Annotated in this window: 25 protein-coding genes; all 25 read right to left on the reverse strand. The window is 34.6% G+C overall.

Features of this window, described 5'->3' with window-relative positions; genetic code table 11:
- Positions 1-31: 31 nt before the first annotated feature.
- Positions 32-1,297: a UDP-N-acetylglucosamine 1-carboxyvinyltransferase gene (gene murA / locus RPL90_RS04930; protein ID WP_313546224.1), complete on the reverse strand. Its 1,266-nt coding sequence runs from the start codon at positions 1,295-1,297 to the stop codon at positions 32-34.
- A 103-nt stretch (positions 1,298-1,400) separates the two neighbouring features.
- On the reverse strand, positions 1,401-1,634 hold the full coding sequence (locus RPL90_RS04935) for a DUF1146 family protein (RefSeq protein WP_048792848.1): 234 nt from the start codon (positions 1,632-1,634) through the stop codon (positions 1,401-1,403).
- A 210-nt stretch (positions 1,635-1,844) separates the two neighbouring features.
- Positions 1,845-2,249 carry a F0F1 ATP synthase subunit epsilon gene (locus RPL90_RS04940; protein ID WP_313546142.1) on the reverse strand — a complete coding sequence of 135 codons (405 nt, stop codon included), beginning with the start codon at positions 2,247-2,249 and terminating at the stop codon, positions 1,845-1,847.
- 20 nt (positions 2,250-2,269) lie between these two features.
- Positions 2,270-3,682, reverse strand: a complete 1,413-nt coding sequence (gene atpD, locus RPL90_RS04945) for a F0F1 ATP synthase subunit beta (RefSeq protein WP_313546145.1) — start codon at positions 3,680-3,682, stop codon at positions 2,270-2,272.
- Between the two features lie 22 nt (positions 3,683-3,704).
- On the reverse strand, positions 3,705-4,571 hold the full coding sequence (gene atpG, locus RPL90_RS04950; RefSeq protein ID WP_313546148.1) for an ATP synthase F1 subunit gamma: 867 nt from the start codon (positions 4,569-4,571) through the stop codon (positions 3,705-3,707).
- Between the two features lie 31 nt (positions 4,572-4,602).
- Positions 4,603-6,111 (reverse strand): F0F1 ATP synthase subunit alpha, encoded by a 1,509-nt coding sequence (atpA, locus tag RPL90_RS04955; RefSeq protein ID WP_313546151.1) that lies wholly within the window; start codon positions 6,109-6,111, stop codon positions 4,603-4,605.
- A 23-nt stretch (positions 6,112-6,134) separates the two neighbouring features.
- A complete protein-coding gene (locus tag RPL90_RS04960) occupies positions 6,135-6,674 on the reverse strand; it encodes a F0F1 ATP synthase subunit delta (RefSeq protein ID WP_313546154.1) in 540 nt (179 codons plus the stop codon).
- Positions 6,674-7,201 (reverse strand): F0F1 ATP synthase subunit B, encoded by a 528-nt coding sequence (locus RPL90_RS04965; RefSeq protein WP_061855695.1) that lies wholly within the window; start codon positions 7,199-7,201, stop codon positions 6,674-6,676. The genes RPL90_RS04960 and RPL90_RS04965 overlap by 1 nt, the downstream gene beginning before the upstream one ends.
- 91 nt (positions 7,202-7,292) lie before the next feature.
- Entirely contained in the window at positions 7,293-7,505 is a 213-nt protein-coding gene (gene atpE, locus RPL90_RS04970; protein ID WP_002510315.1) for a F0F1 ATP synthase subunit C, read from the reverse strand.
- A gap of 44 nt (positions 7,506-7,549) precedes the next feature.
- Positions 7,550-8,272 carry a F0F1 ATP synthase subunit A gene (gene atpB / locus RPL90_RS04975; RefSeq protein WP_313546179.1) on the reverse strand — a complete coding sequence of 241 codons (723 nt, stop codon included), beginning with the start codon at positions 8,270-8,272 and terminating at the stop codon, positions 7,550-7,552.
- 22 nt (positions 8,273-8,294) lie between these two features.
- Positions 8,295-8,651 (reverse strand): ATP synthase subunit I, encoded by a 357-nt coding sequence (locus RPL90_RS04980; protein ID WP_313546182.1) that lies wholly within the window; start codon positions 8,649-8,651, stop codon positions 8,295-8,297.
- A gap of 163 nt (positions 8,652-8,814) precedes the next feature.
- Positions 8,815-9,945, reverse strand: coding sequence for a non-hydrolyzing UDP-N-acetylglucosamine 2-epimerase (gene wecB, locus RPL90_RS04985; protein ID WP_313546185.1), 1,131 nt, complete (start codon positions 9,943-9,945; stop codon positions 8,815-8,817).
- A 20-nt stretch (positions 9,946-9,965) separates the two neighbouring features.
- Positions 9,966-10,595, reverse strand: coding sequence for a uracil phosphoribosyltransferase (gene upp, locus RPL90_RS04990; protein ID WP_061855699.1), 630 nt, complete (start codon positions 10,593-10,595; stop codon positions 9,966-9,968).
- 21 nt (positions 10,596-10,616) lie between these two features.
- Positions 10,617-11,855, reverse strand: coding sequence for a serine hydroxymethyltransferase (locus RPL90_RS04995; protein WP_313546190.1), 1,239 nt, complete (start codon positions 11,853-11,855; stop codon positions 10,617-10,619).
- A gap of 23 nt (positions 11,856-11,878) precedes the next feature.
- Positions 11,879-12,406 carry a TIGR01440 family protein gene (locus RPL90_RS05000; RefSeq protein WP_313546192.1) on the reverse strand — a complete coding sequence of 176 codons (528 nt, stop codon included), beginning with the start codon at positions 12,404-12,406 and terminating at the stop codon, positions 11,879-11,881.
- Positions 12,407-12,538: 132 nt separating this feature from the next.
- On the reverse strand, positions 12,539-12,964 hold the full coding sequence (locus RPL90_RS05005) for a low molecular weight protein arginine phosphatase (RefSeq protein ID WP_313546195.1): 426 nt from the start codon (positions 12,962-12,964) through the stop codon (positions 12,539-12,541).
- Complete coding sequence (locus RPL90_RS05010) at positions 12,961-14,004, reverse strand: L-threonylcarbamoyladenylate synthase (protein WP_398573854.1); 1,044 nt, start codon at positions 14,002-14,004, stop codon at positions 12,961-12,963. Before RPL90_RS05010 ends, RPL90_RS05005 begins: the two co-directional genes overlap by 4 nt.
- 80 nt (positions 14,005-14,084) lie before the next feature.
- Complete coding sequence (gene prmC, locus RPL90_RS05015) at positions 14,085-14,921, reverse strand: peptide chain release factor N(5)-glutamine methyltransferase (RefSeq protein WP_313546198.1); 837 nt, start codon at positions 14,919-14,921, stop codon at positions 14,085-14,087.
- Complete coding sequence (prfA, locus tag RPL90_RS05020) at positions 14,908-15,987, reverse strand: peptide chain release factor 1 (RefSeq protein WP_313546201.1); 1,080 nt, start codon at positions 15,985-15,987, stop codon at positions 14,908-14,910. Before prfA ends, prmC begins: the two co-directional genes overlap by 14 nt.
- Positions 15,988-16,587 carry a thymidine kinase gene (locus RPL90_RS05025; protein ID WP_313546204.1) on the reverse strand — a complete coding sequence of 200 codons (600 nt, stop codon included), beginning with the start codon at positions 16,585-16,587 and terminating at the stop codon, positions 15,988-15,990. It abuts the gene before it with no gap.
- Between the two features lie 205 nt (positions 16,588-16,792).
- A complete protein-coding gene (locus tag RPL90_RS05030; protein WP_061855707.1) occupies positions 16,793-17,050 on the reverse strand; it encodes a type B 50S ribosomal protein L31 in 258 nt (85 codons plus the stop codon).
- A gap of 152 nt (positions 17,051-17,202) precedes the next feature.
- A complete protein-coding gene (gene rho, locus RPL90_RS05035) occupies positions 17,203-18,519 on the reverse strand; it encodes a transcription termination factor Rho (protein ID WP_313546209.1) in 1,317 nt (438 codons plus the stop codon).
- A gap of 164 nt (positions 18,520-18,683) precedes the next feature.
- Positions 18,684-20,111, reverse strand: a complete 1,428-nt coding sequence (locus RPL90_RS05040; RefSeq protein ID WP_313546212.1) for an aldehyde dehydrogenase family protein — start codon at positions 20,109-20,111, stop codon at positions 18,684-18,686.
- A gap of 191 nt (positions 20,112-20,302) precedes the next feature.
- Positions 20,303-20,626, reverse strand: coding sequence for a winged helix-turn-helix transcriptional regulator (locus RPL90_RS05045; RefSeq protein WP_313546215.1), 324 nt, complete (start codon positions 20,624-20,626; stop codon positions 20,303-20,305).
- A gap of 80 nt (positions 20,627-20,706) precedes the next feature.
- A complete protein-coding gene (locus RPL90_RS05050) occupies positions 20,707-21,966 on the reverse strand; it encodes a UDP-N-acetylglucosamine 1-carboxyvinyltransferase (protein ID WP_313546218.1) in 1,260 nt (419 codons plus the stop codon).
- Between the last annotated feature and the right edge of the window lie 168 nt (positions 21,967-22,134).

Below are 22,134 nucleotides of genomic sequence, written 5' to 3' on the forward strand. Positions count from 1 at the left end.
TTATTAAATCCTCCAGTAATCTACATTTTAATTAGTCGTTGATTCTTTCAATATTAGCGCCCAATGAATTCAATTTGCCATGTAAATCGACATAACCACGATCTAAATGTGTTAATTCAGTTACTTGTGTTGTCCCTTCCGCTACTAGTCCTGCTAAAATTAAAGAAGCTGCAGCTCTTAAATCTGTCGCTTTTACTTGAGCACCTTGGAGTTGGCTCTTACCTTGAATTTTCGCACTTCTACCCTCAACAGTAATGTTAGCATTCATACGTTGAAATTCTGCAACATGCATAAATCTATTTTCAAATACTGTTTCAGTAACGACTTTATTGCCTTCAGCAGTTAACAATAATGCCATCATTTGTGATTGCATATCTGTTGGAAAGCCTGGATGTGGTAAAGTTTTAACGTCTACTGGTTTCAACTCATCTTCTGCACTAACGCGAATAGCGTCATCTGAATATTCAAGGTTAACTCCCATTTCTTCTAATTTGTAGACTAAGCTAGTCATATGTTCTTTGATTGCACCTTTAACTAACACATCACCACGTGTAATGGCGCCTGCAATTAATAAAGTACCTGCTTCGATACGATCCGGAATTATAGAATGTGTGACGCCATGTAGTTTATCTACACCATTAATCGTAATCGTATCAGTACCTGCACCTACAATGTTACCACCCATTTCATTGATGTAGTTTGCTAAATCGACTATTTCTGGCTCACGTGCTACATTTTCTAAAACAGTTTTACCTTCAGCCAATGAAGCAGCCATAATAATATTTTGCGTCGCACCTACACTTGGGAAATCCAAATGAATTGTCGTGCCTTTAAGTCCATCTATCGCATTTGCGTAAATGAAACCACCATCCATATGAATTTCTGCGCCTAGTTCTTCAAAACCTTTAATATGTTGTTCTATTGGTCTTGAGCCAATGGCACAACCACCAGGGAGTGCTACTTTAGCATGTCCTAAACGTGCTAATAAAGGGCCCATAACTAATATACTTGCTCTCATCTTACTTACATATTCATAAGGTGCTTCTTCAAATAAATCTTTAGTTGCATCAACAGTAACGGCTTCTCCATCTTTGTCATAAGATACTTCTGCATTTAACGTAGAAATTACGTTATTAATTGTTTCTACGTCGCTTAATGCAGGCACATTAAGTAATTTGCTTGTGCCTTCCCCTGCAAGTAAAGCCGCAGTTAATACTGGTAATACTGCATTTTTTGCTCCTGAAGCCTTTACTTCTCCTGTTAATTTATTACCACTTTTTATAACTATCTTGTCCATCATTTATCCTCCACTTAAACTACAATTTCATCTCACTTATTATTTGAATATTTTCTTTCATATAATTATATCTATATTCAAAATTAAATAACAACTATTTGAATTATTGTAACAAATATTTTACCTGTGTAGAAAATTGCAATAAATCTACGATAAAATTACTTACTGCAGTACCTAATAATATTGCTAAAAATATCATGCATACTTGTACCTTTAAAGGATCACCTTTTTTAAAAAATTGATCCAATCTGAGTACATTTAGTGCCCAATAACTTATACAAATACATACCACATGTAATATCAAATGTATAATCGCAAATTGACCTAAATACTCCATATTAAATTCTCCTCATTCGTCTCTAATAAAGTATTCTACACGAAAAATTCTACAAAAGATACTTTTCGCTAAAATAATATTCTCATTATTTTTATTATAACTTTAACGTATGACTTTATGTAACGTTCCCGATTTTAAACATCTTAACCACAAATTTTTTTGTAGTCACAAAAAAGAGAAGTCCCTTCTAGGAACTTCTCTTAAATAAGCTTATTTTAAAGTAGCAACATAAAGTCTGTTATTCGCACGTTCAAGCGCGCGTTCAGCTCTATGTAAATCACCGCTATTTTGTTCGTTATTCAAATGCGTTTCGGCTTTTGATTTTGCTGTCTGTGCTCTATCAACATCTATGTCTTTAGCAGCTTCGGCAGTTTGAACAATAATCGATAATTTATGCTGTCTTATTTCAACAAAACCTTCACTCACTGCGATAAATTCTGAGCCACCATCAAAGTTAATTTTGACATAGCCAGTTTTTAGCGCTGCTACGGTAGGAATGTGTCCGAACATGACACCAATCTCGCCAGCTGTCGTTTGCATTACAGCTAACTCGACATCATCCCTGTCGTAAACTGAGCCATTAGGAGTGACAATATTTAGGCTTAATGTACTCATTATCCATACCTCCTAATTTTTTAAACTTCAACGCCCATATCTTTTGCTTTTGTAATTACATCATCCATACTACCTACAAGTCTGAATGCATCTTCTGGGATATGGTCATATTTACCTTCAAGAATATCTTTGAAGTCTGCTACTGTACGTTTAACTGGAACATATGAACCTTTTTGACCAGTAAATTGTTCAGCAACGTGGAAGTTTTGAGATAAGAAGAATTGAATACGACGCGCGCGTTCAACTGTCTGTTTATCGTCTTCAGATAACTCATCCATACCTAAGATTGCAATAATATCTTGTAATTCACGATATTTTTGTAACGTTGATTGTACTTCACGAGCAACGTCATAATGTTCTTGCCCAACGATACTAGGCTCCAAAGCTCTAGAAGTAGAAGCTAATGGATCTACTGCTGGGTAAATACCCATTTCAGTTAACTTACGTTCTAAGTTAGTAGTAGAGTCTAAGTGAGCAAAGACGTTAGCTGGTGCTGGGTCAGTGTAGTCATCGGCAGGTACGAAAACTGCTTGAATTGACGTTACAGAACCTTTATTCGTTGAAGTAATTCGTTCTTGTAATTGACCCATTTCAGTACTTAACGTTGGTTGATAACCTACGGCTGAAGGCAATCTACCTAACAATGCTGATACTTCAGAACCAGCTTGTGTAAATCTGAAGATATTGTCGATGAATAATAGTACATCTTTACCTTCTTCATCACGGAAATATTCAGCCATAGTTAATCCTGATAAAGCAACACGCATACGTGCGCCAGGTGGTTCGTTCATTTGTCCGAAGACCATAGCAGTCTTTTTAATAACGCCACTATCGCTCATTTCAAAGTATAAGTCGTTACCTTCACGTGTACGCTCTCCTACACCTGCGAAAACTGATATACCACCATGTTCTTGTGCGATATTATTAATTAATTCTTGGATTAATACTGTTTTACCTACACCTGCACCACCGAAAAGACCAATTTTACCACCTTTAAGATATGGTGCTAATAAATCTACTACTTTGATACCAGTTTCTAAAATTTCTACGTTTGTAGATAATTCGTCGAAAGCTGGGGATTGTCTATGAATTGGGTCACGACGTACAGAAGAATCAATTTCTTCATCTAAGTCAATCGTGTCACCAAGAACATTGAATACTCTACCTAATGTAGCATCTCCAACTGGTACACTAATACTTCTACCTGTATCTTTAACTTCAGTCCCACGTTTAACACCTTCAGTTCCATCCATAGCAATTGTACGTACAACGTCATCGCCTAATTGGATCGCAACTTCTAATGTTAATGACGTCGTTTCTTCGCCATTTTCAACATCTAGTACTAAGGCATTATTAATTTCAGGCACTTCGTTATGTTCAAAACGAACGTCTACGACTGGCCCCATAATTTGGGTCACACGGCCTACTCCCATTTTTTGTATCCTCCTTTTAATTCTATTCAAGTGCAGCTGAACCACCGACAATTTCAGTGATTTGTTGGGTGATTTCTGCTTGTCTCGCTCTGTTATATTCTAATGATAAATCATCAATAAGATCAGATGCGTTATCTGACGCATTTTTCATTGCAGTCATTCGTGCAGCGTGTTCACTTGCTTTTGCATCTAAGATTGTTCCATATATTAAGCTTTCCACGTATTGAGGTAAGATTACACTCAATATTGATTCTTTGTCTGGCTCAAATTCGTAAGAAGACATTTGACCATGTCCAAGACTTGAATCTTCTGGAGATAATGGAAGTACCGTTTTCTTCGAAGGTTTATTTTCTAAAACATTGACAAAATGACTGAAATAAATCGTTAATTCATCGATATCTTCATCACTATATAAATCAATCGCCTTTTCAGCAATAGCTTGAACGCTTTTGAAAGAAGGTTGATCTGGCACTTCCGTTAAAGAGTCATCAATGCGATAGCCTTTATTAGTTAAAAAATCCACGCCTGTTTGACCTAATACCATTAGTGAATAATCATCATTATCTTTATGATGCTCATTCATGTCTTTAATTAGATGTTTTAAAACATTGGCATTATATGCACCTGCTAAACCTTTGTCACTCGTAATGACTAAGTAACCACGTCTTTTAACTTCACGTTGTTTTAACATCGGGTGGTTAGAATGTTGATTCGCACCAGCTACAGCTGTTATAGCATCTTGCATTTTATCCATGTAAGGTCTAAATAACTTTGTATTACTTTCCGCACGACGTAACTTAGAACTCGATACCATGTTCATCGCTTTGGTAATTTGTTTCATTTTTTTCGTGGATTTTATACGTGTATCAATTTCTTTAAGAGATCCCATTATCTCACCACCTTTTCATAACTCTTACTAATTATTCTGATTTACTAAAGCTTCTTTTGAATTCATTAATTGCTGTTTCAAATTTTTCTGTATCAGGTAACGCACCAGTTGTTCTGATTTCATCAAGTAATTCTGATGCATTTGATTTAGCCCAAATGTTTAATTCATTTTCGAAACGCGTAATATCTTCAACAGGAATATCATCTAAATGACCTTTAGTTAAAGCAAAAATAATTAATACTTGATTTTCAACAGGTAGTGGTTTGTTTTTGTCTTGTTTTAAAACTTCAACAGTACGTTTACCACGTTCAAGTTTTTGCGCAGTAAATTCGTCTAAATCTGAACCAAATTGTGCGAATGATTCTAACTCACGATATGAAGCTAAATCTAAACGTAAAGTTCCTGCTACTTTTTTCATAGCTTTAATTTGTGCTGAACCACCGACACGTGATACTGATTGACCCGCATTAATCGCTGGTCTTACTCCAGAGAAGAATAAATCTGATTGTAAGAAAATTTGCCCATCCGTTATTGAAATAACGTTCGTTGGTACGTATGCAGAAATATCGCCTGCTTGCGTTTCAATAATAGGTAATGCAGTTATTGAACCGCCACCTAATTCGTCATTTAATTTAGCTGCTCTTTCTAGCAATCTACTATGTAAGTAGAACACATCACCTGGGTAAGCTTCACGGCCTGGTGGTCTACGTAATAATAATGATAATTCACGGTAAGCAGAAGCTTGTTTAGTTAAATCATCATAAACGATTAATACGTCTTTACCATCAAACATGAATTCTTCGCCAATAGTTACACCAGCATAAGGCGCGATGTATAAAAGTGGTGCTGGGTCTGCTGCAGATGCTGATACTACGATAGTGTAATCTAATGCACCCTCTTGACGTAGTTTTTCAACGTTTGCACGTACAGTAGAATCTTTTTGACCAATAGCTACATAAATGCAAATAGTATCTTGATCATGTTGGTTTAAAATAGTATCTAAAGCAACTGTAGTTTTACCAGTTTGGCGGTCACCGATAATTAACTCACGTTGACCTTTACCAATAGGTACTAATGCATCGATAGCTTTAATACCTGTTTGTAATGGTTGGTCTACTGATTTACGATCCATTACGCCTGTAGCTTTTTTCTCAACAGGTCGTGTTTTTGTAGTATGAATAGGGCCTTGACCATCAATTGGTTGTCCTAATGGGTTAACTACTCTGCCTATTAATTCATTACCTACAGGTACTTCCATAATACGACCAGTACGTTTAACTTCGTCGCCTTCTTTAATGTCGTCATATGGTCCTAAAATAACGACACCAACGTTTGATTCTTCTAAGTTTTGAGCTAAGCCTAATACGCCGGTTTTAAATTCAATTAGCTCTCCAGCCATTACATCGTTTAAACCATGAATTAACGCAATGCCGTCACCAATTTGTAAAACTGTACCTATATCAGTTACAGACATTTCCGACTCATAATTTTCAATTTGTGAGCGTAGTAATGCGCTGATTTCTTCAGCTTTAATGGCCATCTATGTCACTCCTTTGTTATTAATTAATGCGCACTTTTAAATTTCTTCTCTAATTGAGCTAAATCGTTTTGAACACTTGCATCCATTACCTTAGTGCCAACTTTCACACGAATACCACCAATAAGTTCTTTATTGATTTCGTTTTTTAGTAAGACTTTAGATAATTTTGTTTGCTGTATTATTAATTTTCCGATTTCATCTAACTCATCATTTGATAAAGCATATACTGATTCTACAACTGCATAATCTCGGTTATTGTGTTTATTGTATAGATGATTAAATGAATTATAAACTTCACCAACCATTCCAAGATGTCTATTTGAAGCAAGTACTTTTAACATATTTAATAAATAGTCATCGGCACTTGCAAATACTTTTTCAGCAAATTGAACGCGTTGTACTTTATTTTTTTTAGGGTCTAGGTCTAACTCTTTTAAACCATGGATTTCAGTAAAAATCCCTTTTTCAACCTCAGAAAATTCTTCATAAACGACATCCAAGTTATTCGCATCAAGAGAGGCGTCAAATAAAGCTTTAGCGTATTTCATTGCTACTGTCGCCATTATTTATCCCCTGCCTCTTTAATGTACTTTTCAACCAATGCTTTTTGGTCTTGTTCGCTGATTTCTTTTTGTAATACTTTTGAAGCAATAAGTACAGATAGATCTGAAACTTGATTATTAATATCCGCTATTGCGCGTTCTTTTTCACTATTAATTTCGTTTTGGGCTGTTTCAATCATACCATTTGCACGTACGTTAGCTTCATGAATAATTTCTTCATGTTGCTGACGTGCTTGAACTTTTGCTTCTTCAATCATGCGATGAACCTCATCTTGAGTTTCTTTTAACGTTTGTTTGTTTTGTTCTTCTAACTTCTGTGCATTTAATTTAGCTTGTTCAGCGTCGTCAATGTCTTTATTAATGTCACGTTCACGTTTATCCATTACTTCTTTTAATGGACCCCATGCATATTTCTTTAATAATCCTAATAAAACTAGAAATGTTATTGCAGTAACAATAATAGTCCCCCACTGAACGCCATGTGCTTCAGCTGCACCAAGTACGAACATATTTGTCGTAGCAGTCACTTAGCCTTACACTCCTTTCATCCATTATAACGAATTGCTTAATAGTAAAACGAAGGGCAAAGTCATAACGACTTCGCCTATTTAAGTGTAATTACATGAACATTACGATGAATGAAATTACAAGACCAAGGATTGGTAATGCCTCAACTAAACCAATACCGATAAACATAATTGACATTAATTGTCCGCGAGCTTCTGGTTGACGTGCTACACCTTCTACTGTTCTTGAAACGATAAGACCGTTACCAATACCTGCGCCTAATGCTGATAAACCAATTGCGATTGCTGCTGCGATTAAATTCATTTATAAATCCTCCTAAATTTTGTTTAAATTGTTTAATCAATCAATTAATGGTCACTTTGTACTTTATGTGACATGTATACCATTGATAGCATAATAAAGATATATGCTTGGATGGAACCAATAAAGATCGAGAATGCTTGCCAAACAACTAATCCTGGTAAACCGATAATCCAACCCCATGCTAAATGATTTACTACTAATCCTGAAAGTAAAGTAAGTAATAACTCACCTGCATAAATATTTCCGTATAAACGTAGACCAAGTGTTAACGTTGAAGTAAACTCTTCGAACACGTTAATCGGTAATAAGAATATGGGCTTTGTATAATTACCAAAATAGCTTTTGGTACCTCTCATTTTAATACCATAATAATGCGTCAACAATATTATGAGTGTTGAAAGTGTCAGAGTCACTGTTGCATCTGCAGTAGGTGATTTCCACCATAAAGTATGACCAGTCACTACTGAAAATGGTAGCCCCAGCATGTTACTGACAAAAATAAATAATATCAATGTAACTGCTAAGAAATGGAATTGTCCACCTTTCGACCAAGACATATTACTTGATATGATGCCTCTAACAAAATCAAAAACCCACTCTATGAAGTTTTGCTTGCCTGTTGGTCGTTTTTGAAGATTACGCGTACAAATAATAGCTACTACAAATACAATAACCGCTGTAATAATTAACATCATAATGGACGATAAATTAAACACGATGTCTAAACCAAACACTTTCCAACTGACAAGAGGTTGCTTGTGTTGCATGTTTTTTTCACCTCTCTTAATCTTAAACTTTCTTCTTATGAATTAACGGTTTGAAAATAACTAATACATAAGAAACTAACAAACCAACAATTACACCAAAAATATTAATATTGTCTTTAAAACAAGCCCATGATACACATGCTAAAATCGCCGTTAAATATCTCCAAATATTGCCCGTAGATATATGTATAGTTTCACTCTTTTTAGCCTTAGCTAAATAATATTCGAAAGTAAATGTATTTATTAGCGATCCTATTGTCCCTATCATGAGTCCTAATACAAATGGTGAATTTGTGAAAAAAAACACAATAACCAATACAATAAGTGCATATATATAGTATTGAATGTATTGATTGAAGATGATGTGAAAACGTTTCAATTCTGTGCCTCATTTCATTAATTCCTAATTTATGAAAACCGTTCCACTCATATAAATTTAATAATAATATAGCGGTTAAAGCCTGTCAATTCTATTCAAATTGTTATTAAAAAATCTTAATTTATGTCATTAAATTGTCACAAATAAAAATAAATATATACTTTTATATAAATGGTTCAATTTTTTTATCTCTCAAACCAAAATAATATTTAACACTGTCACAAATCCGTTTTGAAGCTTGTCCATCACCATATGGATTTCGTGCCTGACTCATTTGTTGGTAATGACTTTCATCATCTAACAATTGTACGGATGCATTAAAAATATTTTGCTCATCAGTCCCTACAATTTCCAACGTACCTGCTTCAACACCTTCAGGTCTCTCTGTTGTATCACGGAGAACTAACACAGGTTTACCTAGTGATGGTGCCTCTTCTTGAACACCACCAGAATCTGTCAATATAAAATAAGCATTATTTGCAAAATTGTGAAAATCTATAACACCTAGTGGTTCGATTAATTCAATACGTTCGTGATCACCTAAATACTGTTGTGCAATCGTCCTAACCTTAGGATTTTTATGCATTGGATAAACTACGACAACATCTTCATATTGTTCAACGATTCTTCTGACCGCTTTAAAGATGTGCCTCATAGGCTCGCCTATGTTCTCTCTTCTATGTGCGGTTAATAAAATGACACGTTTTCCCTTATGCTTTTGGATAATTGCCGAGTCATAGTCATCTGCTATCGTTGTGCTCATTGCATCGATTGCTGTATTACCAGTAACGACTATTGATGATTCATCTTTATTTTCGTTAATTAAATTTCGAGCAGCATTATTGGTAGGAGCAAAATTCAAGTCAGCCATTACTCCTACCATTTGCCTATTCATCTCTTCAGGGAATGGCGCATATTTATTCCAAGTTCTAAGTCCTGCTTCAACATGACCAATTGGAATTTGATTATACAATGCCGCTAAACTACCCGCAAAAGTTGTCATCGTATCACCATGAACAAGAATCATATCTGGTTGTACTTCTTTAATGACACTTTCTAGCTTCATTAATACTCTAGATGTAATTTCGGACAAAGTTTGTCCTTGTTGCATTATATCTAAATCATAATCTGGTTTTATATGAAAAGTTTCAAGTACACCATCTAACATTTCACGGTGTTGTGCAGAAACGACCACTACAGGCTGTAATGCTTCAGTTTCTTTTAAAGCTTGTACTAAAGGTGCCATTTTCACTGCCTCTGGCCTAGTACCAAACACAGTCATAATTTTTTTCATATTAATACACTCCTGGTGTTCTATTTTGTACCGAATAAACGGTCACCAGCATCGCCTAGTCCAGGGATAATATATGCATGGTCATCTAACTTCTCGTCTAGTGCTGCAATGTAAATATCAACATCTTCATGAGCCGCTTTCATTTTTTCTACACCTTCTGGCGCTGCAATTAGGCACATAAAACGAATGTGTTTTGCTCCTCTTTTCTTAAGAGAGTTAATTGCTTCAATGGCTGAAGAACCAGTAGCTAACATAGGATCAACTACAACGATTTCTCTTTCTTCAATATCTTGAGGTAATTTAGCAAAGTATTCCACAGCCTCTAGAGTATTTGGGTCTCTATATAAACCGATGTGACCAATTCTAGCAGCTGGTACAAGATTTAAAATCCCTTGAGTCATTCCTAATCCTGCTCTTAAAATAGGTACGAATGCTAATTTTTTTCCTGTTAATCGTTTTGCAACCATTTCAGTAACAGGTGTTTTAATTTTGACATCTTGTAATTCTAGATCTCTTGTAACTTCATAAGCCATTAGCATACCTACTTCATCTACAAGTTCTCTAAATTCTTTCGTACCCGTGTGTACATCTCTAATATAGCTTAATTTATGTTGTATTAATGGATGGTCAAAAACATGTACTTTGCCCATAATTCATTTTCCTCCTAATTTTTAATTATATAAAGGATATCTTGTAGTTAATTGTTTTACGCGTTCTTTACCTTCTGCTAGTGCTTTTTCATCTTCTGGTTTTTTAAGCACTAAACTCATAATTTTACCTACTTCTTCAAAAGCTTCATCGTCAAAACCACGCGTCGTTGCAGCAGGTGTACCTAGTCTAATACCGCTAGTGACGAATGGTTTTTCTTGATCGAATGGGATTGTATTTTTATTACAAGTGATACCAATTGCATCAAGCGTTTCTTCAGCCACTTTACCTGTAATACCTGCAGATGATTTAACATCTACCGCTACTAAATGATTGTCCGTACCGCCTGAAACTACACGGAAACCTTCTTTATTTAGAGTATCTGCAAGTGTTTGTGCATTTTTAATAACTTGTTGTTGATATGTTTTGAAATCATCTTGTAATGCTTCACCAAAAGCAATTGCTTTAGCCGCAATGACGTGCTCTAAAGGGCCACCTTGGATGCCTGGGAAGATTTTTTTATCAATGTCTTTTTTATATTCTTCTTTACATAAAATCATGCCACCACGTGGACCACGTAAAGTTTTATGCGTCGTTGTCGTAACGAAATCTGCATATTCAACTGGATTTTGATGTAAACCAACAGCAACTAATCCTGCGATATGAGCCATATCAACCATTAGTTTAGCGCCTACTTCATCAGCGATTTCTTTGAATTTTTTAAAATCAATTTCGCGTGAATATGCTGAAGCACCAGCAACGATTAATTTAGGTTGGTGTTTTTTAGCAATACTTAATACTTCATCATAATCGATTTGTTCAGTGTCTTTATCTACACCGTAATCGACGAAATTATAAAATTGCCCACTAAAGTTTACAGGAGCACCGTGAGTTAAATGTCCACCATGACTTAAATTCATACCAAGCACAGTATCACCATATTCTAAAGCAACTAAATAAACAGCCATGTTTGCTTGTGAACCAGAGTGTGGTTGAACATTCACGTGTTCAGCACCAAAAAGTTTTTTCGCGCGTTCGATAGCAATACTTTCAGATACATCGACAAATTCACAGCCACCATAATATCTTCTATTAGGGTAACCTTCAGCATATTTATTAGTTAATACTGAACCTTGAGCTTCCATAACCGCTTCAGAAACAAAATTTTCTGATGCAATAAGTTCGATATTGTTGTTTTGACGGTTAAATTCATTTTGGATTACTTCATAGATTTCTTTATCTTGCTTTTGGATAAATGACATTGGTATAGTTCCCTCACTTTTAATTAATTATATTTCGCTCGTTCGCCACCAATTTTTTTAGGTCTAGATGATGCTACAGTTACAAAAGCCTCACCGACTTTCTTTGTCTCAGTACGTTCTGGTATGGCAACATGATTTATATGCATCCCAATAAGCGTTTGGCCTATATCAATACCTTTAGGTACAGAAATATATTCAACGACCATTGGATTATCTAATTGTTGATATGCATATGTAGCCATACTGCCACCAGCATGTATATCTGGAACGACTGTAACTTCTTCCATCGTTAATGGGTTAAAATGAGATCGATCTATTGTTACTGCTCTATTAATGTGTTCGCATCCTTGATATACAAATGACACACCCGTGTCTTGCTCAATTGTCTTGAGCTGATTATATATCTTTTCAGCTACATCCATAGAACCAACAGAACCTATGCTTTCACCGATGATTTCAGAGGTAGAACATCCGATAATACAAAGTTCGTTTTCTTTGAAAAAATCACGATTTTTCAATTCTTCAAGTAACAACGCTAAAGCATTTTCCATTTTTACCCACCCCCTATAAAATTATTATATAATTTCCGCAAATCAGACAATTTCAGAAAATATATATAGCAAACTCGCTACACGTAAACATTATAACTTATTTTTCAGATAACTTATACCAATTATGTAAATTTATATTTCCTTAATTTTTTGTTTGAGCTTTACAATTAAAGACGATAATTCTTCAAAAATTGCTTCATAATCGCTTTTATTCCCACCAAACGGGTCAGAAATATCGCCTTTTTCACCAATAAATTCTCTAATCGTATATATATTTTTTTGTTTACCATATTGCTTAAATAATGAATGTTTATGCGTTTTCGTCATTGTAAAAATATAGTCCGCCGCTAAATCTTCAGTTGAAAATGTTTTGGCAGTACTACTTTCTGGCAAGTTTTTTTCCACTATAATCTCTTGGCTATTTTTAGAAATAGGGCTACCATCTATAGCAAAAAGACCTCTGGATTCAACTATACATTCTTCTAATACATTTTTAGCAATACTTTCTGCTAAAGGACTGCGACAAGTATTTCCCGTACAAACAAATATAATCCTCATATATCATCCCCCTCGATTATTTGTTGATTAGCTGCTTTCATTAAGCGATTCATATATGCATTTGATTGCTCCGTGTCCTTAAAGCCATAAATATAAGCATAGTTAATATTTGTATCGTTATCCAGTCGATGCAAAATAGTATATAAATTATGATTGGCACCTTTTAAATCATCAGTATCTGCACATAGTGAAATAAATTGCGCATTTTGGGGAACTAAATGCTTTTTATTATCTGGCACAATAAATGCTATATTTTGCCATTCCTGTATCGTGGTTGGCATTTTATTAAAGTTACGAATAATAGTTAATGGTGTATCAGGAGCATAATGTTTGTATTTCATGCCTGGTGCGATAGGTTTATCATTATTAAAGTCTGTAAAAGTCTCGACGCTATTAGGGATAACGTCTTCAATCATCTGTTTCGTTATAGCACCTGGTCTAGCTATTCTAAACGGATAAACGGTGCAATCTAATACAGTACTTTCTAATCCTTCTTCACTCTGATCTCCATTTATTATTCCATCAACACGTCCATTTAAATCTTGATACACATGCTCAAACAATGTAGGCGAAGGTCTCCCACTTAAATTGGCACTCGGAGCAGCGATAGGTAAATCAACTTGTTGTAAAATATAACGTCCCACTTTATGACTAGGCATTCTAACCGCTATAGAAGACAATCCGCCGGACACTCTTTCACATAAGTAACCTGACTTCAGTGGAACAATAAAAGAAATTGGACCAGGCCAAAAATGCTGCATTAACGTTATAGTCTCAACCGAAATATTTTGAGTAAAGTCAGCTAACTGATTCATACTATGGATATGTACGATTAATGGATTGTCTGAAGGTCTGCCCTTCGCTTCATATATGGCTTTTACAGCCTCATCGTCCTTGGCATTGCCACCCAATCCATAAACTGTTTCTGTAGGTAATGCAATTAACCCACCCTGTTGGTAAATACATTTTATTTCTTGTACAGCATCATTAGCAGGTAAATGTGCATTAATATTTCTAAAGTCCCATGTTTTTGTATCCACTATCATCACAACCTCTCTTAGTTATTTTAAAATAAAACAAAAAGTTATGCATCTACGTAAAATACGCAGACACATAACTCTTACCAATTAAATGAAATGATTCTGTCTTTGTTATTTATATCTTGAATAATTTTTACATCTATATGAGCATACATCGACTCAATTATAGATTTTAATATTTCACCCTGATTAAAACCAATTTCAAACACGACTTTAGCATTATCGTTCAATACATGAGGTAAATCTTCTAAAATCGATTTGTAAATTGCCAAGCCATTGTCATCAGCAAAAAGTGCATGCTCAGGTTCATAATTAACAACAGAAGTAGTCATAATGTCTATTTCTTTTCTATCTATATAAGGCGGATTAGAAATCAATCCATCAACTGTTATTTGCTGTTCTATAAGGGGTCTAAGCGTATCACCATGTAAAAAGTTAATATCAACTTCATGCTTTTTAGCATTGCCTTTGGCTACTTTTAAAGCTTCTAGACTAATATCGGTAGCATAAACTGCTAATGATTGATTCAACTTTTTTAACATAACCGGTATATTGCCACTACCAGTGCCTATATCCGCTACTTTGCTATTATCAGAAAGTTCATTCAAAAAGTGTAGCATAACCTCTTCAGTTTCAGGTCTAGGTATTAAGCAATGTTGATTCACATCAAACAGTTCACCATAAAAACTTTGAAAACCAACAATATATTGTACTGGTTCGCCTTGATATAAACGTTCAAAAGCATTATTCAATACGTTTTGTTCCATCTCAGTTGGAATTTCATTTTGTTTCATAAACATATCTGTCCGATTCCAGTCAAACAAATCCATAATCAACCAATCGACGCTCGAAGTGTCTATAGCTTTAGCAGCGCATTTTGACTTTGCATTGCTAATAAAATCTTTAAATTTCACCATTGTTTAATTCTTTCAATTTTTCGGTTTGTTCAGACATCGTTAGTGCATCGATAATTTCGTGTAACTTACCTTCCATAACTTGATCTAGTTTTTGAATAGTTAAACCTATACGGTGATCCGTCACTCTATTTTGAGGGTAGTTATAAGTTCTAATTCGTTCTGAACGGTCACCAGTCCCTACTGCAGATTTACGTTCTGACGCATACTTAGCTTCTTCTTCTTGAACTTTCATGTCATATACACGTGCTTTTAATACTTTCATCGCTTTTTCACGGTTTTTAATTTGAGACTTTTCATCTTGTGATGTTACAACAGTACCTGTTGGTAAATGTGTAATACGCACAGCTGAGTCAGTAGTATTGACGTGCTGACCACCTGCACCACTTGAACGATAAGTATCAATTTTAATATCTTCATTTCGTATTTCAACTTCTACATCTTCAGCCTCTGGTAAGACAGCAACAGTTGCTGTTGACGTATGAATACGTCCACCAGATTCAGTTTCTGGTACACGTTGTACACGGTGGGCACCATTTTCGTATTTTAATTTTGAATAGGCACCTTGACCTTGAATCATGACACTGATTTCTTTATAACCACCATGATCGCTATCATTCATTTCTACGACATCTGTTTTGTAGCCGAGTGTTTCACTGTATCTAGAGTACATTCTAAATAAGTCACCTGCGAAAATTGCAGCTTCATCCCCACCAGCAGCAGCTCTGATTTCTAAAATAACGTTCTTATCGTCATTAGGATCTTTAGGTATAAGTAAGAATTTCAATTCTTCTTCTAATTGAGGAATTCTTTCTTTTGCGTTTTGTAACTCTTCTTTTAGCATTTCAATTTCATCTTTATCTTTAGTATCATTCAACATTGTTTCGATTTCGCCAATGTCTTCGTTAACTTGTTTGTAATCACGATAAACTTCTACAGTTTTTTGTAAATCCGCTTGTTCTTTCGAATAAGCGCGCAATTTTGATGAATCATTTACAACATCAGGGTCACTTAATAATTCATTTAATTGTTCGTATCGTTCTTCTACTATATCTAATTGATCAAACACTTATAGTTCCTCCTTGTCATTATCACTTGGCGCTACAACATGATGTGCTCTACATCTAGGTTCATAGCTTTCATTTGCACCTACCAAAATGATTGGATCATCAATTTTAGCTGGATTGCCGTCAATGAGTCGTTGTGTACGGCTTGATGATGCGCCACAAACTGCACATACAGCTTGCAATTTAGTAACGATTTCACTAACAGATAGTAATTCTGGTATCGGTTTGAAAGGTTTCCCTCTAAAGTCCATATCTAAACCAGCAGTTATAACTCTATGGCCTTGAGAAGCTAAATGTTCAGCAATTTTCACTACTTCGTCTTCAAAAAATTGAACCTCATCAATACCAATAATACCTACATCTGTTAAATCATGTCTTAATATCTCAGAAGCTGTTGAAATATTAAATGCTTCTATTGCATTCCCATTATGAGAGACTATTTTATCTTTATGATATCGGTCATCTATAGCTGGTTTAAATACTACTACCTTTTGTTTAGCATATAAACCTCTTCGTAAACGTCTTATTAATTCCTCTGATTTACCACTAAACATACTGCCAGTGATACATTCTATCCAACCAGAATGATAAGTTTCATACATAATGAGTCCATCCTTTTCAAAACATAATCGATTTATTATAGCATATTTACATTACAGAAATCTGTACTTTCACAGTTGTTTTTTTATTAATTGTAAAAAACAATAGTACAAATATTTAGCTATGTAACCTGTGAAAGTTAATCTATACTTAAGACTAACAAAAAAAGCACTCTCATATAAATATGAGAATGCTTTATTACAACAATTATTGGTTGCTTGATTTGTAACCGAATTTTTTGTTGAAACGTTCAACACGACCATCCGCAGCAGCGAATTTTTGACGTCCTGTGTAGAATGGATGAGAATCAGAAGAAATATCTAAACGAATAACTGGGTATTCATTACCATCTTCCCATTCCATAGTTTCTGAAGATGTTTTAGTAGAACCACTTAAGAATTTAAAATCTGTCGTAGTGTCTAAAAATATAACTTTGTGGTACTCAGGATGAGTATTTTGTTTCATTGTTTTCAGCTCCTTTGCCCTGAACCATCTGGAACAGAGTTGTTTGTGAGTTTTTTACCCAATACTAAGTCATTATAATTGTTATACATATAAAACGCAACCCTCTTTATAAAGTTTCGCTTTAAACATGACTTTATATTTAAGTCAATAAATTAAATGATTGGTTCTCCAGTTTTAGTACTTTCTTCTGCTGATTTTTGTAACTGTAAGAAAAACTCATGATTGTTATTAGTTCGCTTCAATTTACGTATAAATCTTTCAGTAAAGTCTAATGAATCGCTAAACATATTACGTAATTGCCATAAAGATTCTAATTCTTTTGGTGAAATTAATAATTCTTCTTTTCTTGTAGAGCTTCGTCCAATATCTATCGCAGGGAAAATACGACGCTCTGCTAATTTGCGGTCTAAATGCAGTTCCATATTACCTGTACCTTTAAATTCTTCGTAAATCATATCATCCATACGTGAACCTGTGTCCACAAGTGTAGTAGCTAATATAGTCAAACTGCCACCAGCTTCAATATTACGTGCCGCACCAAAGAATGCCTTTGGTTTGTGTAATGAAGCAGGATCTAAACCACCTGATAAAGTTCTCCCACTTGGTGGAATTACCAAGTTATAGGCACGTGCTAATCTTGTAATTGAATCCATTAAAATTATGACATCTTTACCAATTTCGACGAGTCTTTTAGCTCTTTCTAACAATAACTCCGCAACTTTAACATGGTGTTGTGGCGGTTCATCAAAAGTTGAATGTACGACTTCAGCAGATTCTACAGAACGTTCGATGTCAGTAACCTCTTCCGGTCTTTCACCGACAAGTAAAATAAATAATTCTGCATCTGGTTTATTAACAGCAATCGCGTTTGCAATCTCTTTAAGTAAAGAAGTTTTACCCGCTTTAGGTGGTGCTACAATCAGTCCACGTTGCCCTAAACCAATCGGTGTAATTAAATCCATAATTCTAGTTGAATATTTATTTTTTTCAGTTTCTAACACAACGCGTTCTTCTGGATAAAGTGGTGTCAACGCTTGGAAATGAGGTCGCTTTTTAACTTCTTCTGCATTTTCATCATTCACAAAATCAACTTGTAACAAGCCATAATATTTTTCATTATCTTTAGGCTTTCTTACTTTACCTGTTACCTTATCTCCGCGTTTAATTTCAAATCGTCTTATTTGGCTAGCGGATATATAAATATCTTTCTCACCTTTTGAATAATTAACGGTTCTAAGGAAACCATAGCCATCTTGTTGGATGTCATCTAGTATCCCTTCCATATAGTAATTGCCGTCTTTTTCCATTTGCGCTTCCATAATGGCTAAAACAAGTTCTTTTTTATTCAGTTTACTATAATTTGTTAATTTTAAGGATTTGGCTTTTTGAGTGAGCTCTTTAGTAGTGTAATTTTTATATAATTCGTGGAATGACTCGTACTGAGGTGATGTACGTACTTTGTCAGGCATTATCTTGCACCCATTTCATAAAAAAGTTTATTTAAATAGCCTAATAGTTCACTATTCATCTAATCACTATAGCAAATTTTCTATTTAAATACAAAATGATTTTCAGTTATTGAAAAAATAAAAAAATATTGGGTGGTTACCCACCCAATATTTCAAACTATTTATTAATTATAAAACCCTGCAATAGATTTTACTTCTAGGAATTCTTCAATACCATAGTCGCCCCATTCGCGGCCAATACCTGATTGTTTATAACCACCGAATGGTAAATCTGGTTTGCGGCCAGCTTCATTAATTTCAACTGTTCCAGCTTCCAATGAACGTGCAACTTTTTCTAATTGTTCTTTATCTTTACCAAATATATAACTTGCAAGTCCATATTTAGTATCATTAGCAATTTTAATTGCTTCGTCTAAATTGTTGTAACTAATAATAGACATTACAGGTCCAAAAATTTCTTCTTGTGCAATTGTCATTTTATTATCAACATTATTAAATACAGTAGGTCTAGCAAAGTATCCTTTTTCTAGGCCTTCTGGTTTACCTGGACCACCATAAAATAGTTCTGCACCTTCATTGATACCTTTATCAATATACGATTGAACTTGGTCGAATTGTTTTTTACTAATAATTGGACCCATTTCAGTTGAGGCATCAGTAGGATCCCCTACTTTAATTTGGCTAATTTTATCTTTAACAGCAGTTAAGAAATCAGCTTTAATACTTTCTGGTACTAATGTTCTTGTACCAGCAGTACAAACTTGACCAGTATTGCCAATTACTTTTTTAACTGCAGCTGCGGCCGCGTCTTCAATATCTGCATCTTCTAAAATAATATATGGTGATTTACCACCTAATTCAAGTGATACTTTTTTGAAATCTTTAGCAGCTTTTTCCATAATCTTAGAACCAGTACCACCAGAACCCGTAAACGATACGATTCTAATACTTGGGTGTTCGCTAATTGGATTACCTACGCCTTCACCGTCACCATTTACAAGGTTGAATACACCTTTAGGTACGCCTACTTCATCAAAAATTTCAGCTAAAATAATTGCAGCAAATGGTGTTTCTTCAGATGGTTTTAATACAACTGGACTACCTGCAGCAAATGCAGCAGCTAATTTTAATGAAGTTTGGTTTGTTGGGAAATTCCATGGTGTAATTAATCCTGCCACACCAATTGCTTCCTTAACTACTAAATCATTGCCACGACGTTCTTCAAATTCAAAATTATCTAGTGCGTCGCGCGCAGCTTCAAAATGATCAAGTCCCATTTGATAATGTACTTTTTCTGCATTTGTAACTGGAGAACCTAGTTCATCTCTAATTGCAGCTACAATGTCATCTTTTCTATTTTTATATTCTTGTACTATTTTATCTAAAAGATCGCGTCTTTCTTTAACAGAACTATGTCTGAAGTCAATATATACATTTTCAGCAGCTTCTACTGCTTTGTCAACGTCTTCTTTATTACCTTTTGCAATTGAACCGATAACTTCTTCAGTTGCAGGGTTAACAACTTCAATTGTTTCACCGCTCGTGCTGTCTATCCATTCACCGTTAATATATTGCTTAGTGAAGTTTCTCATTATATATTCACTCCTTAAATTTTTACTGTAGTTATATTCTAACAAGTTTATTTAATTATAAAACCAAAATGCTCACAGGTTATATGCAACAATCATTTTCATAAAAGTCATAATAAAAAAATACCGTAAGCATCTTCTCGATTCCTACGGTATATTCTTATAATAACAGCTATAATATGCGATATATATTATTACATCTTTTCAAGTTCAATATAATCTTGTGCCCACTTTTCTATTGGTACTAATGCTTGAGCTAGCGCATAACCTTTATCAGTTAACTCATATACAATATTTACCGGGCTTGTCGAAACAATTTTCTTTTCTACAAGTCCCCATTCACTTAAATCGGTTAACTTTATACTTAAAGCACGTGGTGTGATTGTTTTTAAGTCTTTCTTCATATTAGAAAAGTGTGCTGATCGTCTTGAACATCTAGATAAATAATTAATGATAAGTCCATTCCAACTTCTACCGACGATTTTAAAAGTTTCTTCAAGATAAGGACAAACCTCCATTATATTCACCTCTAATCAGCTTCGCTAAATTCACTAATTGTTAGTTCCTAATTCTTGATATAATTATTATACCACATTTTTTATATTTCTTCAGTCCAAATATCTGCGCCTAAAGCTGATAATGTTTTAACAATATTTGTATATCCTCGATAGATATGTTTAACATTATAAATTGTAGTCACACCTTCAGCTAAAAGACCCGCTACGATAAGACAAGCGCCCGCTCTTAAATCACTAGCATAAACTTCTGCACCTTTTAAAGTAGATGGTTTTACAGTTGCTGTACCATTGTCAACGTAAATGTCTGCGTTCATCTTTTGTAATTCTTCTACATGTTTAAAACGTGCTGGATAAATTGTTTCTGTTACAAATGACACGCCATCAGTTAAAAATAATAACGGTGTAATAGGCTGTTGTAAATCAGTAGCAAAACCAGGGTAAACAAGTGTTTTAATATCTACACTGTTGTATGTAGGTTTGCGTTTAATTTTAACGCTGTCGTCTTCCATCGTTAACTCGACGCCTAATTCTTTCATTTTTACTGCCAGTGGTTCTAAATGAGTAGGTATAATATTATTGATTTCAACATTTTCCCCACAAGCAGCTGCTATACACATATATGTACCCGCTTCGATTCTATCTGGTATTACATGATGATTAGAGCCATGCAAATGTGGAACACCCATTATTTTAATTGTACTTGTACCAGCACCTTTGATATTTGCACCAAGAGAAGTTAAAAATGATGCCACATCGACAACTTCGGGTTCTTTAGCCGCATTTTCGATAACCGTTTGTCCTTCTGCACGAACGGCAGCTAGCATAATATTTATTGTAGCGCCTACACTTACCATATCTAAGAAAATATTCGCGCCAACTAGTTTATCCGCTACTAATTGCATAGATGTTTCACTAGATTCATCTATTTCTGCACCTAACGCTTTAAATCCTTTAATATGTTGGTCAATAGGTCTAGGTCCTAAAGGACAGCCCCCGGGTAATCCAATCACACATTTATTAAATCTACCTAACATTGCGCCCATCATATAATAAGAAGCTCTTAATGATTCTACTTTATTATTAGGTAATGGAGCATTTTCAATTTCAGTTGGGTCTACGTTTAATATTGATCCTTCAAGTTCAGTTTTAATGTTTAAATCGCCTAACAAACTTACAAGTGTTTCTACATCTGATATTTCAGGCAAACCATTTATCGTCACTTTGTCTTCAGCTAAAATTGCTGCAGGTATGATAGCAACCGCACTGTTTTTAGCACCATGGTTATTTACAGTACCGTTAAGTGTTTGTCCACCTCTAATTTTAATAACTTCTTGAGCCATACGCACTTTCTCCTTTTTTCAATCACTTGAAATCTAATTTTACACAATACGAGAATTATAAAATAAATCGATGTTCAATGCAAAAACATCTTTTAAAATAGTAAGCAAATTTAAATTCTGTCTCTGTTAATTTGACTCAATATTATAATTCCCATTGCAAAGCAACTT

Origin of the sequence: Staphylococcus kloosii, from assembly GCF_032139365.1 — a bacterium.
GTDB classification, from domain to species: Bacteria; Bacillota; Bacilli; order Staphylococcales; family Staphylococcaceae; genus Staphylococcus; species Staphylococcus kloosii_A.

Excerpts from the sequence above, each read along its gene's own strand:
- murA (WP_313546224.1), bottom strand. The coding sequence starts at position 1,297 with ATGGACAAGATAGTTATAAAAAGTGGTAATAAATTAACAGGAGAAGTA.
- RPL90_RS04935 (WP_048792848.1), bottom strand. The coding sequence starts at position 1,634 with ATGGAGTATTTAGGTCAATTTGCGATTATACATTTGATATTACATGTG.
- RPL90_RS04940 (WP_313546142.1), bottom strand. The coding sequence starts at position 2,249 with ATGAGTACATTAAGCCTAAATATTGTCACTCCTAATGGCTCAGTTTAC.
- atpD (WP_313546145.1), bottom strand. The coding sequence starts at position 3,682 with ATGGGAGTAGGCCGTGTGACCCAAATTATGGGGCCAGTCGTAGACGTT.
- atpG (WP_313546148.1), bottom strand. The coding sequence starts at position 4,571 with ATGGGATCTCTTAAAGAAATTGATACACGTATAAAATCCACGAAAAAA.
- atpA (WP_313546151.1), bottom strand. The coding sequence starts at position 6,111 with ATGGCCATTAAAGCTGAAGAAATCAGCGCATTACTACGCTCACAAATT.
- RPL90_RS04960 (WP_313546154.1), bottom strand. The coding sequence starts at position 6,674 with ATGGCGACAGTAGCAATGAAATACGCTAAAGCTTTATTTGACGCCTCT.
- atpE (WP_002510315.1), bottom strand. The coding sequence starts at position 7,505 with ATGAATTTAATCGCAGCAGCAATCGCAATTGGTTTATCAGCATTAGGC.
- atpB (WP_313546179.1), bottom strand. The coding sequence starts at position 8,272 with ATGCAACACAAGCAACCTCTTGTCAGTTGGAAAGTGTTTGGTTTAGAC.
- wecB (WP_313546185.1), bottom strand. The coding sequence starts at position 9,945 with ATGAAAAAAATTATGACTGTGTTTGGTACTAGGCCAGAGGCAGTGAAA.
- upp (WP_061855699.1), bottom strand. The coding sequence starts at position 10,595 with ATGGGCAAAGTACATGTTTTTGACCATCCATTAATACAACATAAATTA.
- RPL90_RS04995 (WP_313546190.1), bottom strand. The coding sequence starts at position 11,855 with ATGTCATTTATCCAAAAGCAAGATAAAGAAATCTATGAAGTAATCCAA.
- RPL90_RS05000 (WP_313546192.1), bottom strand. The coding sequence starts at position 12,406 with ATGGAAAATGCTTTAGCGTTGTTACTTGAAGAATTGAAAAATCGTGAT.
- RPL90_RS05005 (WP_313546195.1), bottom strand. The coding sequence starts at position 12,964 with ATGAGGATTATATTTGTTTGTACGGGAAATACTTGTCGCAGTCCTTTA.
- prmC (WP_313546198.1), bottom strand. The coding sequence starts at position 14,921 with ATGGTGAAATTTAAAGATTTTATTAGCAATGCAAAGTCAAAATGCGCT.
- RPL90_RS05025 (WP_313546204.1), bottom strand. The coding sequence starts at position 16,587 with ATGTATGAAACTTATCATTCTGGTTGGATAGAATGTATCACTGGCAGT.
- RPL90_RS05030 (WP_061855707.1), bottom strand. The coding sequence starts at position 17,050 with ATGAAACAAAATACTCATCCTGAGTACCACAAAGTTATATTTTTAGAC.
- rho (WP_313546209.1), bottom strand. The coding sequence starts at position 18,519 with ATGCCTGACAAAGTACGTACATCACCTCAGTACGAGTCATTCCACGAA.
- RPL90_RS05040 (WP_313546212.1), bottom strand. The coding sequence starts at position 20,111 with ATGAGAAACTTCACTAAGCAATATATTAACGGTGAATGGATAGACAGC.
- RPL90_RS05045 (WP_313546215.1), bottom strand. The coding sequence starts at position 20,626 with ATGGAGGTTTGTCCTTATCTTGAAGAAACTTTTAAAATCGTCGGTAGA.
- RPL90_RS05050 (WP_313546218.1), bottom strand. The coding sequence starts at position 21,966 with ATGGCTCAAGAAGTTATTAAAATTAGAGGTGGACAAACACTTAACGGT.